Origin of the sequence: Lactobacillus sp. M0396, assembly GCF_016101625.1 — a bacterium.
Classification (GTDB): domain Bacteria; phylum Bacillota; class Bacilli; order Lactobacillales; family Lactobacillaceae; genus Lactobacillus; species Lactobacillus huangpiensis.
On sequence record NZ_JACFQE010000003.1, the window covers coordinates 15,858 to 34,487 of the forward strand.

The following is an 18,630-nucleotide window of genomic DNA, read 5'->3' on the forward strand; positions in this document are numbered from 1 at the left end:
ACAAGATGAAGTCAAAATTTAGAAAATTCTTTTCCATTAGTGCGGTGGCAGTTGCTGCAGGATTAGCGCTTACAGCATGCTCAGGTAAAAAGCAGGGAGGTAGTAGTAATTCAAGCAGCAGTGCTAAGCACTCCATTGCGCTAATTACTGATACTGCTGGTGTTAATGATAATTCTTTCAATCAGTCTGCTTGGCAAGGCTTTAAAGAATACGGCAAAGACCACAATCTTAGTCGTGGACGTAATGGCTACCAGTATTTTCAATCTGGCAGTGCGGCAGATTTTGAACCCAATTTTGATCAAGCAAGCAAAGCTGGCTATCAGACAATTTTTGGTATTGGCTATAGCTTAAAAGACGCTGTCAAAGCTGCTGCTAAAAAGAATCCTAAAAAGAACTACGTTATTGTTGACGAAATAATTAAGGGGCAGAAGAATGTGGCCTCCGCTAATTTCAAGAGTGAGCAAGCTTCTTACTTAGCAGGTGTTGTAGCAGCAACGGAAACAAAGACCAACGTAATTGGTTTCATTGGTGGTGCTCATGGCAATATTATTGACTTGTTTGATGCCGGTTTTACTAAAGGTGTTAATGATCAAGCCAAAAAGCTGCATAAAAAAATTACACTGCTAAATCAGTATGTGGGTGATTTTAAGAGTGCAGACAAAGAAAAAGCCATTGCTCAGTCAATGTATGCTAAAAAAGCTGATATTATCTTTCATGCTTCTGGTTTAGCAGGCAATGGTCTGTTCCAAGAAGCTAAATCTATTAATCAAACTAGAACAGGTGCTAAAAAAGTCTGGGCTATTGGTGTTGACTCTGATCAATCGCATTTAGGCAACTATAAAACTAAAGATGGTAAAAAAGATAACTTCGTTTTGACTTCTGTGATTACTGGTGTCAATGTGGCTACCCGAGATATTTCTAACCGTGCTTATGAAGGTAAATTCCCAGGCGGTCAGCAATTGGTTTATGGCCTAAAAACCAATGGCGTTTCAATCAAACGCGGACAAATAAGTGCTAAAGCTTGGGAATATTCACGTCAGGCACGTAGTGAAATAATTAAGGGCAATATTAAAGTGCCAATTCACCCAAGTAAATAGTTCGTTGATAAGCCGATTTCTTTATCTAAATCTTACCAAAAAAATAATTATCTTGAATTAATACGTATTTTATTATAATATTAGTTATGAAAAGTTCGTATTTTGTGGAGGGTAATATAAATGGGTAAGAAATTTACGAAATTTTTGTCATTAGGAATCTTAATGGCTTCATTTACTTTGTTTTTGAATGCTTGCTCGGGAAAAAAGCAGGGAACAAGCAGTCAAAACAAGAAGGACAGTATTGCGTTAATTACGGATAGCAACGGTATTAACGACCAGTCCTTTAATCAGGCTGCTTGGGCCGGTTTTAAAGATTATGGTAAAGAACATAACTTTAAACAAGGCAAAGGCTACCAGTATTTTCAATCTAGCAGTGCTACTGACTATACGCCTAATTTTAATCAGGCTGCCAAGTCTGGCTACCAAACAATATTCGGTATTGGCTATATGCTAAAAGATTCAGTTAAGGCTGCTGCCAAGAAGAATCCTAAGAAAAATTTTGTAATTGTTGACGATGTGATAACTGGTCAGAAAAATGTAGCTTCTGTTACTTTTAAGAGTAACGAATCATCATATTTGGGTGGCGTAGCTGCAGCTTATTCAACTAAAACTAATAAAGTTGGTTTTATCGGCGGAGCAAAATCTGCAATCATTGATACTTTTGAAGCAGGTTTCAAACAAGGTGTAAAAGACGCTGCTAAAGCTCAACATAAAAAGATCAGTGTCAGCACGCAATATATCGGAAACTTTACTTCAAATGATAAAGCTAAGTCAATTGCACAATCTATGTACGCTGACAACTGTGACGTAGTCTTCCAAGCTGCCGGTTCTGCCGGTAGTGGAGTTTTCCAAGAAGCTAAAGCACTTAATCAAACTAAGCCGGAAAATAAAAAGGTTTGGGTAATTGGTGTTGATGTTGATCAGGAAAACCTGGGAAACTACAAAACAAAGGATGGTAAAAAGGCTAACTTTACTTTAACTTCTGTATTGAAGGGACTAAATGTTGCAACCAAATCTTTAGCTGATGATGCAGCCAAAGGTAAGTTCCCTGGAGGAAAACACCTGGTTTATTCATTAAAAGGCAATGGTGTTTCAATTACTAAAGGCAATCTTGCGCCAAAGGCATGGATTGCAGTACAAAAGGCTAAGCAGCAAGTAGTTTCCGGAAAAATAACAGTGGCGCAGAATTAAAGTAAATTAACGTTTAAAACTCTTTGTGTAAATTTATGCAAAGAGTTTTTTTAGAAAAAGGAAATTTACATAAAATGAAAGATATGACGAACGTAATAGAGATGCGCCATATTGTGAAGGATTTTAACGGTTTTAAAGCCAATAATGATATTAATTTGACTTTAAGGAAAGGTGAAATTTTAGCTCTTTTGGGAGAAAATGGTGCAGGTAAATCAACTTTAATGAGTATTTTATCTGGCTTGATTACCCCTACCGCAGGTTCAATTTTGGTTCGGGAGAAAAAGGTTAATATTAAAAATCCAACTGTCGCAAAAGATTTGGGTATAGGTATGGTACACCAGCATTTTATGTTGATGGATTCCTTTACTGTTTTAGAAAATATCATTTTGGGTCATGAAACTACCAAGGGTCCTAAACTGGATTTTAAAAAAGCGGAAAAGCAAATAATGGCCTTGTCTGAGCGTTATAACTTAAATGTTGATCCACTGAAAAAGGTCAGTGAGATTACTGTTGCTCAACAGCAAAGAGTGGAAATTTTGAAAGTTCTTTACCGTGGAGCAGATGTTATGATTTTTGATGAACCCACTGCTGTTTTGACCCCCCAGGAGATTACAGAATTTATTCAAATACTGCATGAACTGGCAAAAGAGGGCAAATCAATCATTTTAATTACACATAAACTGGAAGAAATCGAGCGGGCAGCTGATCGTGTAACTGTGATTCGTGCTGGTAAAAGCGTAGGAACTTTTGATGTCGCTAATGTTGATAATAATCGTCTGGCAGAATTAATGGTGGGACGTCACGTTAACATGCAGGTTAATAAGCCCACTGAAAAAGTTGGACGCACAATGTTGCAAGTTGAAGACTTACATGTTAAAAACAAACAAAATGTTGCGGTAATTAAAGGTTTGTCTTTTGAATTGCATGCTGGAGAAATATTGGGAGTTGCTGGTATTGATGGCAACGGTCAGGATGAACTTGTCAGAGCTTTAACCGGTTTGCAACATATTGATTCTGGCAAAATTTTGATTGATGGTGAAAATATGACTAATCGTAAGGTACGGCAAATAACCGAAAAGGGCGTGTCATATATCCCTGCTGACCGACAAAAATATGGTTTGATCCTGCCTTTTTCAGTTTCTGATAATTTGGCTTTACAAACTTATTATAAGGAACCATTTTCTCGCCATAACGTGATGCATTATGATGTAATTCATGAACATGCCAAGAAATTAATTAAACAATTTGATATCAGAACTACAAGTGAAAGAATGCCTGTAAGTGATTTATCTGGAGGTAACCAGCAAAAAGTCATTATTGCCCGTGAATTGAGTCGCGACAGTAATTTAATTATTGCTTTTCAGCCGACTCGTGGCCTTGACGTTGGTGCCATTGAATATATTCATAATCAGCTCTTAAATGAGAGAGCTCAGGGCAAAGCAATTTTGTTAATATCTTATGAACTTGATGAAATTATGCAATTGTCAGACAGAATTATTGTGCTTCACGATGGTAGAATTTCTGGTGAAGTCAAGCCAGAAAATACTAGTGATGAAGAATTAGGTTTGTTAATGACCGGCGTTAAGAAAGAAGGTAATGCACTTGCTTAAAGTTACACTAAAAACCAAGAAAATCTTAGTGCCAATCATTTCTATTTTGGCAGGCTTTTTAGTCGGAGCAATCATCATGCTGGTTTGGAGTTACAATCCGTTTCAAGCTTATGCTTCAATGTTTTCCAGTGCGTTAGGAAACATGAACGGCATAGGTGAGACGATCCGTGAAGCTACCCCACTGATTTTTACCGCTATTGGTTTTGCTATAGCTTCTACTGCCGGTTTTTTCAATATTGGCTTGCCTGGTCAGGCTCAAGCTGGCTGGTTATCTTCTATCTGGGTGGTTTTGGCTAATCCTAATATGCCTAAGGCAATTTTGCTACCATTGGCAGTAATAACAGGCATTCTGGCTGGCGCACTTGTTGCTGGTATTGCTGGTTGGCTCCGTGCTCAATTTGGGACTAATGAAGTCATAACAACCATTATGATTAACTATATTGTGCTTTATTCGTGTCAATATTTAATGCAACAAGTTATGTCATCTAAATTGCGTATTGATACTGATACTACTAAAACAATTGCTGATAATGGCAGCTTAAAAATTGGATGGCTTAGCACCATGTTTGGCGATTCACGCATTAATGCAGGTATTTTTATTGCTTTAGTTGCAGTTTTTTTATATTGGTATTTAATGAGAAAAACTACTACAGGTTTTGAAATTCGTTCAGTTGGTACCAATGCTGCGGCGAGTCGTTATGCAGGAATGTCAGCCAAAAAGAATATCATGCTTTCTATGTTATTATCCGGTGGATTTGCTGGCCTAGGAGGTGTTGTTCAAGGTCTCGGCACATATCAAAACTATTTCACCCAAACGACCAGCTTAGATATCGGCTGGAATGGTCTGTCCGTTGCTCTTCTTGGTGGTGGGACAGCCGTCGGCATTTTACTGGCTTCACTATTATTTTCAATTTTAAAAATTGGCGGTCTAGGGATGCAAACCATTGCCGGTATTCCTTATGAAATTGTTTCAATAGTAATTGCTGCTATCATTTTCTTTGTTGCTATTCAATATGTAATTGGATTACTGTTTACGACTAAAAGGGCTAAAGAAACCCAAAAAGATGCAGCGACTGAAGAAACTGAACCAAATAACGTTACAGTGAGTTCCACAAAGACCCAGGGAGGACAAAATTCATGAATTTAGTTACGATTATAGCGTTAATTGTGTCATCGACTTTTGTCTATTCAGCACCATTAATTTTTACCGCTTTAGGCGGTGTTTATAGTGAAAATTCAGGCATTACCAACATTGGCCTTGAAGGAATAATGACAATGGGCGCTTTTTCTGCCATTGTGTTTAACCTGACTTTTGCTTCTACTTTTGGTAAAGCAACTCCTTGGATTGGCCTTCTTGTTGGGGGAGTTGTAGGTTTGCTATTTTCACTGCTCCATGCTGTAGCAACCATTAATTTTCACGCTGATCACATCATCAGCGGGACTGTCCTCAATCTTATGGCTCCACCATTAGGAGTGTTTTTAGTCAAAGCTATATATGATAAAGGTCAAACTGAAAACATTACGCAGAGCTTTGGTTATTTTAGTTTTCCTGGCCTTGCTAATATTCCTTTTATTGGGCCTGTTTTCTTTCAAAACACTTCTGCACCTGCCTGGCTGGCAATAATTGTATCAATCTTATTATGGTGGGTTTTGTATAAAACTCGTTTTGGCTTACGTCTGCGTTCATGTGGTGAAAATCCTCAAGCAGCAGATACTTTGGGGATCAATGTTTATGGCATGCGTTACGCTGGCGTGCTAATATCAGGCTTTTTAGGTGGAATTGGCGGAGCAGTTTTTGCGGAAGCAATTTCAGGCAATTTTTCAGTTTCTACTATTGTTGGACAAGGTTTTATGGCGTTAGCAGCCATGATCTTTGGTAAATGGAACCCATTAGGTGCAATGCTAGCTTCGCTTTTCTTTGGCTTTGCTCAAAGTATCAGTATTATTGGCAATCAACTACCATTCTTTAGTCACATTCCTGCTGTTTACATGCAGATTGCTCCTTACGTAATTACCATTTTAGTTTTAGTTTTGTTCTTTGGAAAATCAGTTGCTCCAGCAGCAGATGGCCAGAACTATATTAAGTCAAAATAGGAAAGAATAATGAAAGAAATTTATTTTAATCATGACGGTAATATTGATGATTTAGTATCATATTTGTTACTCTTGCAAGCACCAGAGATTAAATTACTAGGTGTTGGTGCAATTGATGCGGATGGTTACGTTGACCCAGCTGTTGAGGTGTGTCGAAAGATGACAGACCGGTTTAACTTAAGAGGCGATCAATTAGAAGTTGCCAAATCAGATTCAAGAGCTGTCAATCAGTTTCCCGAAGCCTGGCGTAAAGCGGCATATTCATTTAATTATTTGCCGTTATTAAACGAATCTGGGAAAATGATTACTAAAATGGCAGTAAAACCGGCTCATTTAGACATGGCTGAAAAAATTTTGGCAGCAAAGCAACCTGTCACGTTAGTTATGACGGGACCTTTAACCGATTTGGCTCGTGCGCTGGATACTAATCCCAAAATGGCGGATAAAATTGAACAGTTATACTGGATGGGCGGTTCTCTTGATGGTCATGGTAATGTTGTTCAGGTTAATGTTGATGGTACGCAAGAATGGAATGCCTTTTGGGATCCGTTTGCTGTTGATAGGGTTCTGAAATCAAATATTCCTATGCAAATTATCGGTCTTGAAAGTAGTGAAGAATTACCATTAACTGATGAATTAAGAATGCATTGGGCCAGTTTGCGTGAACATCCAGCTGTAGACTTGGTTGCGCAAGGCTATTGTCTGCTGGTTAATCCCCCAATTCCAAGCTCGCAACTTTATTTTTGGGATGTATTAACGACAATTAGTGCTCTTTATCCGGAAGTCGTTTTGGCCACTGAAAAGCACAAGGTAAAGGTGGTTACACAGGGATTGGCTGCAGGACGAATGGAAGATGATCCTAATGGACGCAAAATTACTTTGGTAACTAAAGCAAATAAAGATTTATTCTTTAAAAAATTTGATGAGCTATTATTACGTGGAAAGTAAATAATTTTTTATAATATAAAAAAGACGAAATTCGTTTTTGAATTTCGTCTTTTTCTATTAGTTATAAATTCGCTTAAGCTAGTGAATCCCAAGCTGGTAAGTCTGTAATTGGACCCTCAGCAATAGCTACTTGTTCTGGTGTCAAGTACTTTTTGTGGACAACAACTTCATAAACATAGTCATTGAACCAATCATTGTTCATAAAAAAGAAACCCTTGTCGCCGTTCTTTTCGCCCCAGGAATTTTCAACTTTCCATTGACGCACATGGCCACCATCTTCATCAACACCAACAAAAGCCATAGCATGAGTTGAAGCGCCAGCACCGGTACGCAAGCGGTCAGCTTTGGACATCTTGAGGTCAACACCAAAGAGATCACTTAGTTTATATAAGTCGCTGTCAAGATATCCCTTTTTACGATCGCTTTGTTCACCAACATCATTACCAAACCAAACAGCTTCACCATCTTTTAATTGGTTAACAGCTGCAGTTTCCAAGTATTCCATTGGGACATTCAAGAATTTGATGCGGTATGATCCTTCAACGTTATCTTCAAATGGCAGCCCATATAATTTATCATATTCATGATCTGGTGCATTAGACAATACAACGTAATCATTAAAGTCAACGTCGCCCATGTATTTATGCAAAAATTCTAGTGGAGTTAAATCTTTGTCCAAATGATATTTCTTGTCATCATCACGGTATTCCAAGTCAAATTTCTTAGGTGGTTCTCCAACTGCAATTGCTGTTATTTGGTAAATTTCACTTAAGAACTTCTTACGGGCTTTTTCTATTTCATCATCTTTACCGTCTTGCTTTAATTTGCGTAAAACCAGAGCGTCTTTTTTCAGTTTATCGCCCAAAGCTTTACCTAAACCGGCTGTGTTATTGGTATTAAAACTTTCAGGCATTGCATAGGAAGGCACAACACCGTATTTTTCAATTAAAGCGGCACCCATGTGGAATTGACCTCCGTCTCCGCCAGCACTGTCTAAATATGCTTTTACGGTACGGGAATCAAGTGGTTCATCAGCAGTATCTAAAATATTGTCATAAAAAATATTTGCCCGTTCAACTTTGTCCCAGAAAAAGTTGTAACTTTGTGAGAAAGTAAAATTCTTGCAGTGATATTTTTTGCCAAAATAATGTCGTAAAATATTTAAGGTGGCAAATTCCCAGCAACGACCTGACTGGCGCTGGTTAGTAACATTTTCAGTATCCAGCTCTGTTGAAAATACCCGAGTCAATTCGCCTTGAACACGTTCATTGTAAGATGCTGCAAAAACACCGCTTTTTTGAGCAGCTCGTGCCACAACTTGATTTTGCGGCTTTTCATTAAAGTTTTTCGCAAACTCTTCTAGTTCTTGAACAGTTAGTTTGTGAGCCATAATATATATTCTCCTTTTTTAATCTATTTTTAAATTACCTTATATTTTAATCTAAAAGAAAAATGAGTTCAATAGCTGACCACGCTTTGATTTTATAATCCTAAAACTTGTTTCTTTTTAGCCGAAAATTCTTCTTCAGTCAATATCCCCTCATCAACTAACTCTTTTAATTGCTTTAATTCTGCAATCATATCTTGAGTATTATCTGTTGTATTTTGTACTGGAACATTTTGAATACTTTGTTGGTAATTCTTTGACATGCTTTTAATAGTATCTGCTAAAATTGGTGCAGCAGTTTTATCTAAATCGTTAAGAAAAATATTTGTTGCTCCATTAGTTATTTGAATGTCAGATAAGAAAAGTCGCGTTTTTATTGATACACCATTAATCATATTAAGTGGTATATCTGTAAAATCTCCCCCAATAAACATGTTCTTATTAATTATCATTACACGCATGTTTGTACAAATTATCAGTGCAGTATGATTATCGTAATTGCCACTAGCTGCATACTGGATACTCTCACCGCCTGCAATATCAATATTATCTGACAGGGCTCTTAATTCTTTATTGTTAAACCAAAAATCAAAAACTTTCTTATCAATTAATTGTTTTTTAATTTCATCTGGTATGTTCAATTTATTTATTTTTTTAGCAGCACTCGAAGCTCGATTTTCTATGTATATGTCATTATTTTTGCTCAATTTATACTCCTCCTAAGGAAAAATTGCCCTAGGTTTAACGTCACTGGCTGTGGTGGACTGGTCAGCTATTATTTGAGATTAATGACTAATAATCTTGAAATTGGAAAAAGAGTAGAAGAAAGAGTTAAGCCTAAACTTTAGCAGTCCTAGTATTAACAATAACAAAGGTGCAAAATTTTAAATATTAAATTTTACTGATATTATTAGATTAAAACTATTGCAAATAGATATCAATTGTCTTTGCGAATTTTAAATACTATATAAAAGAACCTATAGATGGAAATGTAAAAATAATATTTAAAATGATAGGTTCTGTTAATAATCCTGAAATTTTAAACGAAATATAGTCTCAAAACTTTATTACTTAATCTGCTGCTAAAGAAAAATCTAAAAAGCAACTGGAAACAAAATAAGCTATCCAGACTTTGATCTGGATAGCTTATTTTGGTGCTTCTGACATGTTTTATTTTAAAAACGGTTCAGACAAGTTTAAATAGACTTTCTGTTATTTCAGTGAGTTAATATACTTTGATAATTTGAAGACAATTAGTCAATTTGGATTGAGTTATCGCTTGCGCCAGCTTGTTGCTTTGGCAGGGTAATTGTCAATACACCGTTATCGTATTTGGCATGAATATCACTTGCAACTACGTTTGGTAATCTGAAGCTGCGTGAAATGTGACCTTCACTTCTTTCACGGTGAATAATGCTGTTATCCTTGGACATATCTTTAAATGACTTTCTTGAACCTGATACACTTAAAATACCATTATTGTAATTTAGGTGAATTTTATCCTTGTCCATTCCAGGCATGTCAACTTTGATTACATATTCTTTGTCGTTTTCAACAACATCTGATTGCATTAATTTTGCTACTTCGTTATCATTGAAAAATTTCCTTGGAAGATCAAACCAATCGTTCATCGCATCGAATAAATCATTGTGCCGATTCATCATATCATTTGCCATAGTAAAAAACTTCCTTTCAAAATTTATATATTTGTAACAGAAGACTTTCATTTCTTCCTTACAATTATTATTATAGTATGCAGATTCATAAAAAGGAAATATTTAGCACTATTATTTTTAGAGTGCTAATTTATAAAAACTAAAGCCTCCATAACAGTAATTATAGCTTGTGGATAATATTGAAAAGAAAAAATTAGGAGAGAATATTTTGGTTTATTATCAAAAAATGACGCCTCAAGGCTATCAAAAAATTAAAGATGAGATTGCTGATTTGAAAAAGGATAGACCTAGAAGAATTAAAATTTTGCAGGAAGCACGCTCTTTGGGTGACTTGTCTGAAAATACTGAATATACAGAGGCAAAACGTGACTTAGGACACCTTCAGAGTCGTTTGCGCTATTTGGAAAAGCAGTTGAAATATGCAGAAATTATTGAAAAAACAGCTGACGGCAAGGTAGATCTGGGCAAAACGGTCACATTAAAATTTGATGATGATGCAGAAACTGAGATTTACCAAGTTGTTGGACGAATGGAGGCAGATATCAGCGCTGGTAAAATAGCTTTCGACTCGCCATTAGGTCAGGCTATCATGAAAAAGAAAGTTGGCAAAACTGTTAAAGTAGAGGCTCCGGCAGGGGAATATCAGGTAACGATTGAAGCAATTGAATAATTTTTCACTTGATTATTCGAACTGGTGTTTGTATAATTTATTTTAGCGAACATGAGTTTGCAATAGGAAGTGAAAGCAATGTATGATTACCGTTATGAACCACACCGATTAATTTTTATGATTGATAACAAATCATTCTTTGCTAGTTGTGAGGCACTTCAATTAGGTCTAAACCCAATGAAAGCTGTGTTAGCAGTTGTTTCGCATCAGCCACATACAAATTACGGCTCGGGGCTAATTATGGCGGCCTCACCATTAGCGAAGAAGAAATATGGGTTGACTAACGTCATGCGGGTACGTGATTTACCCACGAAAAAAGAAGCACCGGACTTGATTTTGGTAGAACCCCATATGAATTTATATATCAAACGCAGCATGCAGGTATTGGAAATTTTTCAAAAGTATGCTGCTGATGAGGATATCCATATCTATTCTATTGACGAAAGCATGATTGATATGACCAAGTCATGGCGTTTGTTTGGCGATGATCCGTATCTGGTAGCACGCAAAATTCAAATAGAAATTAAATCAAAAATTGGACTTTATACTACTTGCGGAATTGGAGAGAATCCACTGCTAGCTAAACTAGCCATGGACATTTCTGCTAAACACCGGTGTTCGATGATTGATTATTGGCATTATATTGATGTACCTGATACTATTTGGCAAATTAAAGACATGGAAGATGTTTGGGGAATTGGCAAAAGAATAGCTGCCCGTTTGCGCCATCTGCATATTAATAATATGTATGAATTGGCTCATACTGATCCGGCAATTTTAAAAAATGAGTTTGGCGTGATTGGCGAACAGCTATTTGCGATTAGCTGGGGAGTTGATCGCAGCATTATTAGTGAAAAATATTTTCCCATAATGAAAAATTACGGCAATTCACAGATTTTAAACCGTGATTATACGAATCAGCGAGAAATAGAAATAGTTTTACGTGAAATTGGCGAGCAGGTGGGTGCCAGAATAAGGGCACACCGTTTACAAGCAGGCTGTATCTGCTTGTTTGTTGGCTTTTCTAAGTACGAACAAGATGGCAGTCGCAAGGGCTTTAATGTGCAGCAAAAAATTTGCCCTACTAATGATAATGATTTATTAGTTGAAGAAATACTGGCTCTTTTCCGTAAAAACTGGCATGGAGAAACGGTCCGAGCCTTAGGAGTCAATTGTAGTCGCTTAGAACCTGATAATTGCCAGCAATTAACTTTTTTTGTTTCGGCCACTGAACAGATAAAAAAACGTACTATAAATATAACTGTTGACAAAATCAGGAAAAAATATGGTTTTACCAGTTTAGTCAAAGCCTCAAGTTTGTCTAAGGGCGCTACGGCAATAAGGCGCAGCAGTTTAGTTGGTGGACATAATGGTGGAAATGCATATGAATGATTTTGATAAAGTAGTTCAAGACTTTTTTAAGAATTACCAAGATCGCAAAATGAAAAAGTGGCAGGGTTTCTTTTTGAGCGATCATACTATGGCAATTAATAAAGATAAACAAAAGCGCAGCGTGAAGCATCCCGTTAAAGATACTATGGGTATAGAAGAAATTAGCTTGCAGTTGCTTAAAGCATATGGCAATCACCGCATGGTACATCTGCAGGTTAAAGTTATGAACAGTGATAATCAATTACCAGCTGATATCTGCGGCTTTGTCAATGGTTATAGTGAAGACGGCATTATTGTTGACGGACAAAAAATTGCTTTAGAAGATATAAATAATATCAGTGTAGATTAAGAAAAATTACCTTGATATTTTATATAGATATCTTTTTTTGCTATAATATGGAACTTGTAAGGTACATAATAGTATAGAGGTAATTTTTGTGAATACACCAGCATCAAGGCAAGGCAACATAATACGCTATCTTATTTATTTTATTAGCTATTTGATGGTTGCCGGGGTGATTAAGTTAGTTACTGCTAATTCACCAATTCATATTTGGGATCTAATTTTATTTGCAACTATCTCATTAATGGTTTCACTGTTTTTTATTTATCGCTTTAATAGGGAACAACGCTTTTTTGATCGTAGTTTCGCGGGATCTTGGCTTAGCAATTTTGGCTTGATCATTGGTTTGACTGCTGTGGTAACAGCATTGCGTATCAGTGTTTCCTGGTTGCAATCCTACGGCAGACTTAAATTATATAATTTTCAAATTGCATATATGCATCATGAAGCAACAGTAACCTACTGGTTTTTAGTAGTTGCAATTGGTATCGTTTTACCAATACTACAAGAATTTTTAATTACCGGTTTTTTATTCAATTATGCTTTTAGGAGCAATACTGTTTTAACTGCAATTCTAGGAATATTGACTTCAGGGATTCTGTTTAGTTTACTTAATTGGCAAAACTCACTGCCACTATTATTAATTAATATAATTTTTGGAGCACTTTTTGCTTGGTCATACCTTTATACACAAACCTTATGGATGCCGATCTATTTAGCAATTTTAAATGGGGTTCTCCTAATGATTATGACTTAAGTATTGAAATTAAAATAAGAGTCAGGAAAAATTTCCTGACTCTTATTTTTTACTTGTAATATTTATTAAAAGTCACTCTTTTTGACGTATTGGTTTTTCCCTACGATATAATATAGCTTCTGCTGGATCTTAACGGCTGCGCCATAAGTTCTAACTTTTTGCCCTTTCTTTAAGGCTTTTCGCTGCCGGCGCTGCAGTTTTTTAGCCGCTTTACTGTAAACATAGCTGTTGCGCCTGAGCTTGCGCTTAACACCTGAGATATTAGTGGCCTTAATATAATTATTCTGGCCTAAATCGTAATACTTCTTGCCCTGAATAACTTTAGTACCGTAGGTCCAAATGATCTTGCCCATAAAGTATTCGCCAGTTTTACGACTGCCATTTTGGTCGTACAGGTAGGAATTATGAAGAACTGTTCTCTTCAGTGCAGCCCGGTTCGTGACATTTTGCGAATAAATATAGGTAACACTTTGCGGCCTATCAGTATAGAAACCAGTGGCATTATTTGGTCTTTGGGTCAAATTATAGCCAGTCAATTGTACTTCTTGCGTAAGATAACCATCTCCGACATTACCGTTTAGAACTTGATCAGGAGCAAGCTGCTGGCCGGTTTCATCTTGATAGTGAACTGTAACGACTCCTTCTCCAATATAGTGGGATCCTGTTTGTCTCGGTTTCTTAGCATAAACATAAGTAACCTCTTGGATTTGGTCAGAAAAAGCTCCTTTGGTGTTTGTCGGACTAGTTTTTAAAATATAGCCATTAATTTCTTTAGAACTACTGGAATATGGATCGCCACTGTTTCCAGTTAAAGCATTATCCGGAGCAATGCTTTTTCCTGATTCATCCAGAAAGTGCTCTATGACTGCAGAATTTGTTCTAACATAAGTATCATGATCTTGTTCACCTGTATATTTGGACATTAATTCTTTGGATGTCCAATGTTTGCTGCCTTCAGGATGTTCCATAGTGCCACTACCAACATTTAGCCAAAAACCAGGTCTATCTAGTGCAGTATTTTTAAGAGAACAATTTGGTCCTAAAATTAAAGTATTCAAATTAGACGCTCCGGCTAGCATGTAACTTTTCTTTGCAGAAAGCGTATTGAAATTGCTGATATCCAAAGTCTTTAAGTTAGTACAATTGCTAAACATAGCTGTCATTTCAAGCACTTTAGCAGTATCAAAATTTTTAAGATCTAGGCTGGAAAGACTAGTACAATAGCCAAACATGCTAAACATACTCTTGACTTGAGAAGTATTAAAGCTGCTAAGATCTAAACTGGATAGGTTGGTGCAATTATTAAACATGTTAGTCATTTCATTCACTGAGGTCGTATCAAAGTTTTTAAGGGATAAGCTGGTAAGACTTTTACAATTTTGAAACATTGCATACATATTGGTAACTTTTCTGGTGTCAAAACTGCTTAAATCAAGTTGTTTTAACTTCTCACATCCACTAAACATTTGACTCATACTGGTAACTTGAGATGTATCAATATTTTTTAAACCTTCAATTTTAGTCGTGTAAGCAAGGCCAGAAAATATCCCGTTTGCTTTACCAATAATTTTCAAAGGACCATCAAACTTTAATGTTTCAGCGAGTCCGTATGTATTGGGAATATAGGGAATAAGTTGATCAGGATCAGTAATTGTACCACCTGAAATAGTGCATATACGTGCATCTGTATCAAGCGTTATTTTTAATCCGTCCCACTCACCAGTCATTACTGATTCAGGATCCTCTTCCTTCACTAACATTGTTCCTGCTGAGGATTTTTGCGCATCTTTTATGTTTTGGATATTTGATGGCTGAAGTTGTTCTGCAGTATTAAGAGTAGGATTAGAATTTGCGCTAGCATTAACAACTCTTTTTAATGGGTTAACGTCTGTATTATTAGAAACAAAACTATTAGTATTATTGACTGTGTCCTTGATTTTTAAACTGTTATTATTTTGATAAAATATTTTACGCTTGCTTTTGTGCTTATTAATTGCTTCTCTTTTTGTAGTCAAGGGTTTAGCTACTGCAGTATCAGCTTTAATGACAGCAGGATTCATAGCAATTAAACCTAGAGTTGATGTAACGACACTGGTTAATATTAATTTTTCTCTGCCGTGTAAATTAAATTTTGAATTCATTATTATACCTTTTGACCTTTCAAAATTAAAACCAGAACAAAACTGACATTAATTTTAAAAACAATACCTAAATTTATATTAACACTAAATTAATTATAAATATATAAAATTAAATTAATATATATTTATAGTATATTTAAATATTATATGAACAAAACAGATATAATGGCCTTAAATTAATAATTTGATAAACAAAAAAAGCAACAGCTATTAAAGCCATTGCTTTTTTATTTAAGCGGATAGCGTGAATCGAACCCGCATCTTCAGCTTGGGAAGCTAACATTTTACCATTAAACTATACCCGCATTACTCAAACAGTTTATCATGTTTCGTTTTCGAAACCAAGTTTTGTTTTTTAAAATTTTACAAGTAGCTGCTAGGAGAAGGAAAAATTTCTTAAAGTAGCGTCATTTTTTAAGAGTTTCAGAATAAATTTGCGTAATAATAAATAGGAGTGAGAAGCTATTTGAATTAACTTGGAAATATTGTTGTTACTTTTTAGGTGGTAGCTTAACAGAATCAAGACTTAACTGGCTGCGATCAACTAAAGATGAAAAGTTCTGAAATAGCCACTGGCGCAATTCAGCAGCCTGGATAACTAAAGGCATTCTGTTATGAATTTCAGCGTAAGTTCTATTTGGTTGAGTAGTAACCATTGAAAAATGATCCTTTTGATAAATTCCGGCAATTAGTGTTAATGCACCGTTTGCATTCTTGAAACTGAAGCGTTCATGGTAAGTATGACCATTTTCGGCGGAATAAGTATTATGACCTGATTCAAAAAATTGGCTGGCAACAATAATACAACGAGATCTGGCAAAAGAAGAGTCCCACATTGACCTTTTTTCTTCAAAAAAGCGTTCAATTCGCGCATTAAATATGACTTTATTTTGATCAAACGGACTGGGGTAACCCCATGATTTGGGTAGCAGCTGCAACTGGTTATCTGCATAAACCAAAACGGGAGCATGACTTTTAGGAAAAATGCTCTGATTTTGAGGCAAATTGCTTGCAGGTTCTACTAAAGGTAAATTTAAGTCATTTACTAAGTATTTTTTAATTTCTGCTAGACTTGGCAGTTGAAATTGATTGCACATTTTTTCCTCCATGTTTAATCATTGCACGATTTTTGGTAGAATTAATATAATTATCACATTAAAAAGATTTTAATTATTTAAGGAAGGTAAAGTATGATGAAAAAGAAAGTTATCCTTACAGGTGACCGCCCAACAGGGAAATTACATGTGGGACATTATATTGGCTCGTTAAAAAACAGGGTCAAATTACAAAATTCAGGCGAATATCATCCATTTATCATGATAGCTGATACACAAGCATTAACTGATAATGCGCGTAATCCTGAAAAAATTCAAAAAAGTTTAACTCAAGTAGCACTGGACTACTTGGCAGTTGGCATAAATCCTGAAATTTCTACAGTTTTTATTCAATCACAAATACCTGCCTTGTTTGAATTAACGGCCTATTATATGGACTTGGTCACTGTTAGTCGTCTGGAACGCAATCCAACAGTTAAGGCCGAAATCAAGCAAAAAGGATTTAACGATTCCATTCCTGTCGGCTTTTTAAATTATCCGGTTTCACAGGCAGCTGACATCACAGCTTTTAAAGCGACTTTGGTACCAGTCGGGGATGATCAGGAGCCAATGCTAGAGCAGGCGCGTGAAATAGTTCGTACTTTTAACCGCGTTTATAACTGCAATGTATTAGTAGAACCTCAAGGTTACTTCCCGGAAAAAGGCGAAGGACGCTTACCCGGCTTAGATGGCAATGCCAAAATGTCCAAATCCTTAAATAATGCTATTTATCTTTCTGACGATGCCAAAACCGTTGAACAAAAAGTAATGTCAATGTATACTGATCCCCAGCACATTCATGTTGAAGATCCAGGCAAAGTTGAGGGTAACACTGTCTTTACCTATCTTGATATTTTTGATCCTGACAAGGATAAGGTAGCGCAATTAAAAGAAGATTACCAAAAAGGCGGCTTGGGTGACGTAAAAATTAAGCGTTATTTAAATACGGTATTGGAAAAGGAGTTGGCTCCAATACGCGAGCGACGCTCTAAATATGAACAGAATACATCAGCTGTCTATGATATGTTAATTGAGGGCTCTAAGAAAGCAAACGAAGTAGCTAACCAAACCTTACAAGAGGTAAGGGATGCAATCGGTTTGAATTATTTTAAGAGGTAAAAAAATGCGTAAGCGAATTCCCTGGAAGCAGTACTTTATGATGCAGGCCTTAGTAATTGCTCAGCGCTCGACATGTGATCGGGCACTAGTAGGTAGTGTTTTAGTGAAAAAGAATCGTATCATTGGTACAGGCTATAACGGATCTGTTACGGGACAGCCTCATTGTGATGATGTTGGTCATCAACTGGTTGACGGGCACTGCGTACGTACTATTCATTCTGAAATGAATTCACTGATCCAATGTGCACGTAACGGCGTTTCAACCGATGACACAGAAATTTATGTCACACACTTTCCCTGTTATAATTGTGCTAAGGCATTAGTGCAGGCTGGAGTTAAAAGAATTAATTATTACTTCGACTATAATGACAGTCCACTTGCGATTAAACTTTTTAAAGACTGCGGGGTTCCTTATGAACAAATTAAAATCGATCGACAATATGTGGAGCAATTGGCCCATAAACTGGAAGACGCTGAAAACTAAGTTTGCTTTGCTCACGGCCTTTATTGGCATTTTTCTAACGATGACTGGTTTTTCAAGTCCTAACATTAAAGATAACACTAATCTGCTTGAACGCGAAACCAGCAAATTAATTTTAGCAAAAAATGATCGATATTTTCAGACTAGTGAGCAACCCAAAATCATTGTGAAAACAGTGAATCGGGTTGATCACTTGACACCGGCTAAGTTAAACAAGTATAAACGGACGGTTTTTATTGTTGTTGGCACTAAAAATAAAAAACGTAATGTGCAGATATTTTCCAGTAAAGATCTGCATAGTGCATTTTCTGCTGATGTTCGCGGCAATATAATTCGTTCTCAATCTGATAAATTACGCAGCACTAATAAAAAGAAATTTAATGAAGGCTTACGCTTTGTGTTTAGAGCATGTGCAACAACTATTGATCAACGTTACCAGTATTCACTTGATAAGTATGATTTATCCAGTGATGAGCGGGCACAGCTTTCTCATCCTCACAGGTTGGCCTTGCCTATAGCTTTGGCGCTTGCATTATTAATTGGTGGGTTGATTTATTTCTTTAAAAACAATTTGAACGTAAAAAAAAGGTAAAAATATTGACTTTATCATATGTTATGTATTACACTCAC

18 protein-coding genes and 1 tRNA gene are annotated in these 18,630 nt (G+C 36.2%); 13 read left to right on the forward strand and 6 right to left on the reverse strand.

Annotation, left to right across the window (positions count from 1 at the left end; genetic code table 11):
* Window positions 1-5 precede the first annotated feature (5 nt).
* The 6 genes from H3T43_RS04210 (at window position 6) to H3T43_RS04235 (ending at window position 6,940) form a co-directional block, all read left to right on the forward strand.
* Window positions 6-1,097, forward strand: a complete 1,092-nt coding sequence (locus H3T43_RS04210; RefSeq protein ID WP_198212865.1) for a BMP family protein — start codon at window positions 6-8, stop codon at window positions 1,095-1,097.
* Between the two features lie 120 nt (window positions 1,098-1,217).
* Entirely contained in the window at window positions 1,218-2,288 is a 1,071-nt protein-coding gene (locus tag H3T43_RS04215; RefSeq protein WP_045928587.1) for a BMP family protein, read from the forward strand.
* 74 nt (window positions 2,289-2,362) lie between these two features.
* The gene (locus H3T43_RS04220) at window positions 2,363-3,898 is read left to right on the forward strand and encodes an ABC transporter ATP-binding protein (RefSeq protein ID WP_305067081.1); all 1,536 of its coding nucleotides are present in this window, start codon (window positions 2,363-2,365) and stop codon (window positions 3,896-3,898) included.
* A complete protein-coding gene (locus tag H3T43_RS04225; protein ID WP_198212867.1) occupies window positions 3,891-5,039 on the forward strand; it encodes an ABC transporter permease in 1,149 nt (382 codons plus the stop codon). The genes H3T43_RS04220 and H3T43_RS04225 overlap by 8 nt, the downstream gene beginning before the upstream one ends.
* Window positions 5,036-5,992, forward strand: a complete 957-nt coding sequence (locus H3T43_RS04230; protein WP_198212869.1) for an ABC transporter permease — start codon at window positions 5,036-5,038, stop codon at window positions 5,990-5,992. The genes H3T43_RS04225 and H3T43_RS04230 overlap by 4 nt, the downstream gene beginning before the upstream one ends.
* 9 nt (window positions 5,993-6,001) lie before the next feature.
* Window positions 6,002-6,940, forward strand: a complete 939-nt coding sequence (locus tag H3T43_RS04235) for a nucleoside hydrolase (protein WP_198212871.1) — start codon at window positions 6,002-6,004, stop codon at window positions 6,938-6,940.
* A gap of 73 nt (window positions 6,941-7,013) precedes the next feature.
* Here H3T43_RS04235 and H3T43_RS04240 read toward each other — a convergent pair whose 3' ends face one another.
* The 3 genes from H3T43_RS04240 to H3T43_RS04250 all read right to left on the reverse strand — a co-directional run bounded on the left by H3T43_RS04240 (window position 7,014) and on the right by H3T43_RS04250 (window position 10,003).
* Window positions 7,014-8,330, reverse strand: coding sequence for a C1 family peptidase (locus H3T43_RS04240; RefSeq protein ID WP_198212873.1), 1,317 nt, complete (start codon window positions 8,328-8,330; stop codon window positions 7,014-7,016).
* A gap of 92 nt (window positions 8,331-8,422) precedes the next feature.
* On the reverse strand, window positions 8,423-9,034 hold the full coding sequence (locus H3T43_RS04245) for a PH domain-containing protein (protein ID WP_187154256.1): 612 nt from the start codon (window positions 9,032-9,034) through the stop codon (window positions 8,423-8,425).
* A gap of 546 nt (window positions 9,035-9,580) precedes the next feature.
* On the reverse strand, window positions 9,581-10,003 hold the full coding sequence (locus H3T43_RS04250) for an Hsp20/alpha crystallin family protein (protein WP_198212875.1): 423 nt from the start codon (window positions 10,001-10,003) through the stop codon (window positions 9,581-9,583).
* A gap of 208 nt (window positions 10,004-10,211) precedes the next feature.
* Here H3T43_RS04250 and greA point away from each other — a divergent pair, with 208 nt between their 5' ends.
* The 4 genes from greA (at window position 10,212) to H3T43_RS04270 (ending at window position 13,165) form a co-directional block, all read left to right on the forward strand.
* Window positions 10,212-10,673, forward strand: a complete 462-nt coding sequence (greA, locus tag H3T43_RS04255; protein ID WP_034978035.1) for a transcription elongation factor GreA — start codon at window positions 10,212-10,214, stop codon at window positions 10,671-10,673.
* Window positions 10,674-10,751: 78 nt separating this feature from the next.
* Window positions 10,752-12,065, forward strand: coding sequence for a Y-family DNA polymerase (locus tag H3T43_RS04260; protein ID WP_198212877.1), 1,314 nt, complete (start codon window positions 10,752-10,754; stop codon window positions 12,063-12,065).
* The gene (locus H3T43_RS04265; RefSeq protein ID WP_198212879.1) at window positions 12,058-12,414 is read left to right on the forward strand and encodes a hypothetical protein; all 357 of its coding nucleotides are present in this window, start codon (window positions 12,058-12,060) and stop codon (window positions 12,412-12,414) included. The genes H3T43_RS04260 and H3T43_RS04265 overlap by 8 nt, the downstream gene beginning before the upstream one ends.
* Before the next feature lie 88 nt (window positions 12,415-12,502).
* Window positions 12,503-13,165, forward strand: a complete 663-nt coding sequence (locus H3T43_RS04270; protein ID WP_198212881.1) for a type II CAAX endopeptidase family protein — start codon at window positions 12,503-12,505, stop codon at window positions 13,163-13,165.
* A 65-nt stretch (window positions 13,166-13,230) separates the two neighbouring features.
* On the opposite strand, the gene H3T43_RS04275 is transcribed toward H3T43_RS04270, so the two are convergent.
* From H3T43_RS04275 to H3T43_RS04285, 3 genes are all read right to left on the reverse strand, one after another.
* The gene (locus tag H3T43_RS04275; protein WP_198212882.1) at window positions 13,231-15,306 is read right to left on the reverse strand and encodes a BspA family leucine-rich repeat surface protein; all 2,076 of its coding nucleotides are present in this window, start codon (window positions 15,304-15,306) and stop codon (window positions 13,231-13,233) included.
* 234 nt (window positions 15,307-15,540) lie between these two features.
* Window positions 15,541-15,611: transfer RNA gene (locus H3T43_RS04280), tRNA-Gly, on the reverse strand.
* Between the two features lie 186 nt (window positions 15,612-15,797).
* Entirely contained in the window at window positions 15,798-16,403 is a 606-nt protein-coding gene (locus H3T43_RS04285; protein ID WP_198212884.1) for an SOS response-associated peptidase family protein, read from the reverse strand.
* Between the two features lie 96 nt (window positions 16,404-16,499).
* On the opposite strand from H3T43_RS04285, the gene trpS reads away from it, so the two are divergent.
* The 3 genes from trpS to H3T43_RS04300 are packed head-to-tail and all read left to right on the forward strand — an operon-like array spanning window position 16,500 to window position 18,592.
* Window positions 16,500-17,519 (forward strand): tryptophan--tRNA ligase, encoded by a 1,020-nt coding sequence (trpS, locus tag H3T43_RS04290; RefSeq protein WP_034978313.1) that lies wholly within the window; start codon window positions 16,500-16,502, stop codon window positions 17,517-17,519.
* A 4-nt stretch (window positions 17,520-17,523) separates the two neighbouring features.
* Window positions 17,524-18,003 (forward strand): deaminase, encoded by a 480-nt coding sequence (locus H3T43_RS04295; protein WP_034978027.1) that lies wholly within the window; start codon window positions 17,524-17,526, stop codon window positions 18,001-18,003.
* Window positions 17,933-18,592: a TPM domain-containing protein gene (locus H3T43_RS04300; protein ID WP_370520782.1), complete on the forward strand. Its 660-nt coding sequence runs from the start codon at window positions 17,933-17,935 to the stop codon at window positions 18,590-18,592. Before H3T43_RS04295 ends, H3T43_RS04300 begins: the two co-directional genes overlap by 71 nt.
* Window positions 18,593-18,630: the final 38 nt, after the last annotated feature.

Coding starts and splice junctions, on each gene's coding strand:
- H3T43_RS04300 (WP_370520782.1), top strand. CDS start 17,933: ATGAACAAATTAAAATCGATCGACAATATGTGGAGCAATTGGCCCATA.
- H3T43_RS04215 (WP_045928587.1), top strand. CDS start 1,218: ATGGGTAAGAAATTTACGAAATTTTTGTCATTAGGAATCTTAATGGCT.
- H3T43_RS04265 (WP_198212879.1), top strand. CDS start 12,058: ATGAATGATTTTGATAAAGTAGTTCAAGACTTTTTTAAGAATTACCAA.
- H3T43_RS04295 (WP_034978027.1), top strand. CDS start 17,524: ATGCGTAAGCGAATTCCCTGGAAGCAGTACTTTATGATGCAGGCCTTA.
- H3T43_RS04250 (WP_198212875.1), bottom strand. CDS start 10,003: ATGGCAAATGATATGATGAATCGGCACAATGATTTATTCGATGCGATG.
- H3T43_RS04240 (WP_198212873.1), bottom strand. CDS start 8,330: ATGGCTCACAAACTAACTGTTCAAGAACTAGAAGAGTTTGCGAAAAAC.
- H3T43_RS04220 (WP_305067081.1), top strand. CDS start 2,363: ATGAAAGATATGACGAACGTAATAGAGATGCGCCATATTGTGAAGGAT.
- trpS (WP_034978313.1), top strand. CDS start 16,500: ATGAAAAAGAAAGTTATCCTTACAGGTGACCGCCCAACAGGGAAATTA.
- H3T43_RS04260 (WP_198212877.1), top strand. CDS start 10,752: ATGTATGATTACCGTTATGAACCACACCGATTAATTTTTATGATTGAT.
- H3T43_RS04275 (WP_198212882.1), bottom strand. CDS start 15,306: ATGAATTCAAAATTTAATTTACACGGCAGAGAAAAATTAATATTAACC.
- H3T43_RS04235 (WP_198212871.1), top strand. CDS start 6,002: ATGAAAGAAATTTATTTTAATCATGACGGTAATATTGATGATTTAGTA.
- H3T43_RS04210 (WP_198212865.1), top strand. CDS start 6: ATGAAGTCAAAATTTAGAAAATTCTTTTCCATTAGTGCGGTGGCAGTT.
- H3T43_RS04230 (WP_198212869.1), top strand. CDS start 5,036: ATGAATTTAGTTACGATTATAGCGTTAATTGTGTCATCGACTTTTGTC.
- H3T43_RS04285 (WP_198212884.1), bottom strand. CDS start 16,403: ATGTGCAATCAATTTCAACTGCCAAGTCTAGCAGAAATTAAAAAATAC.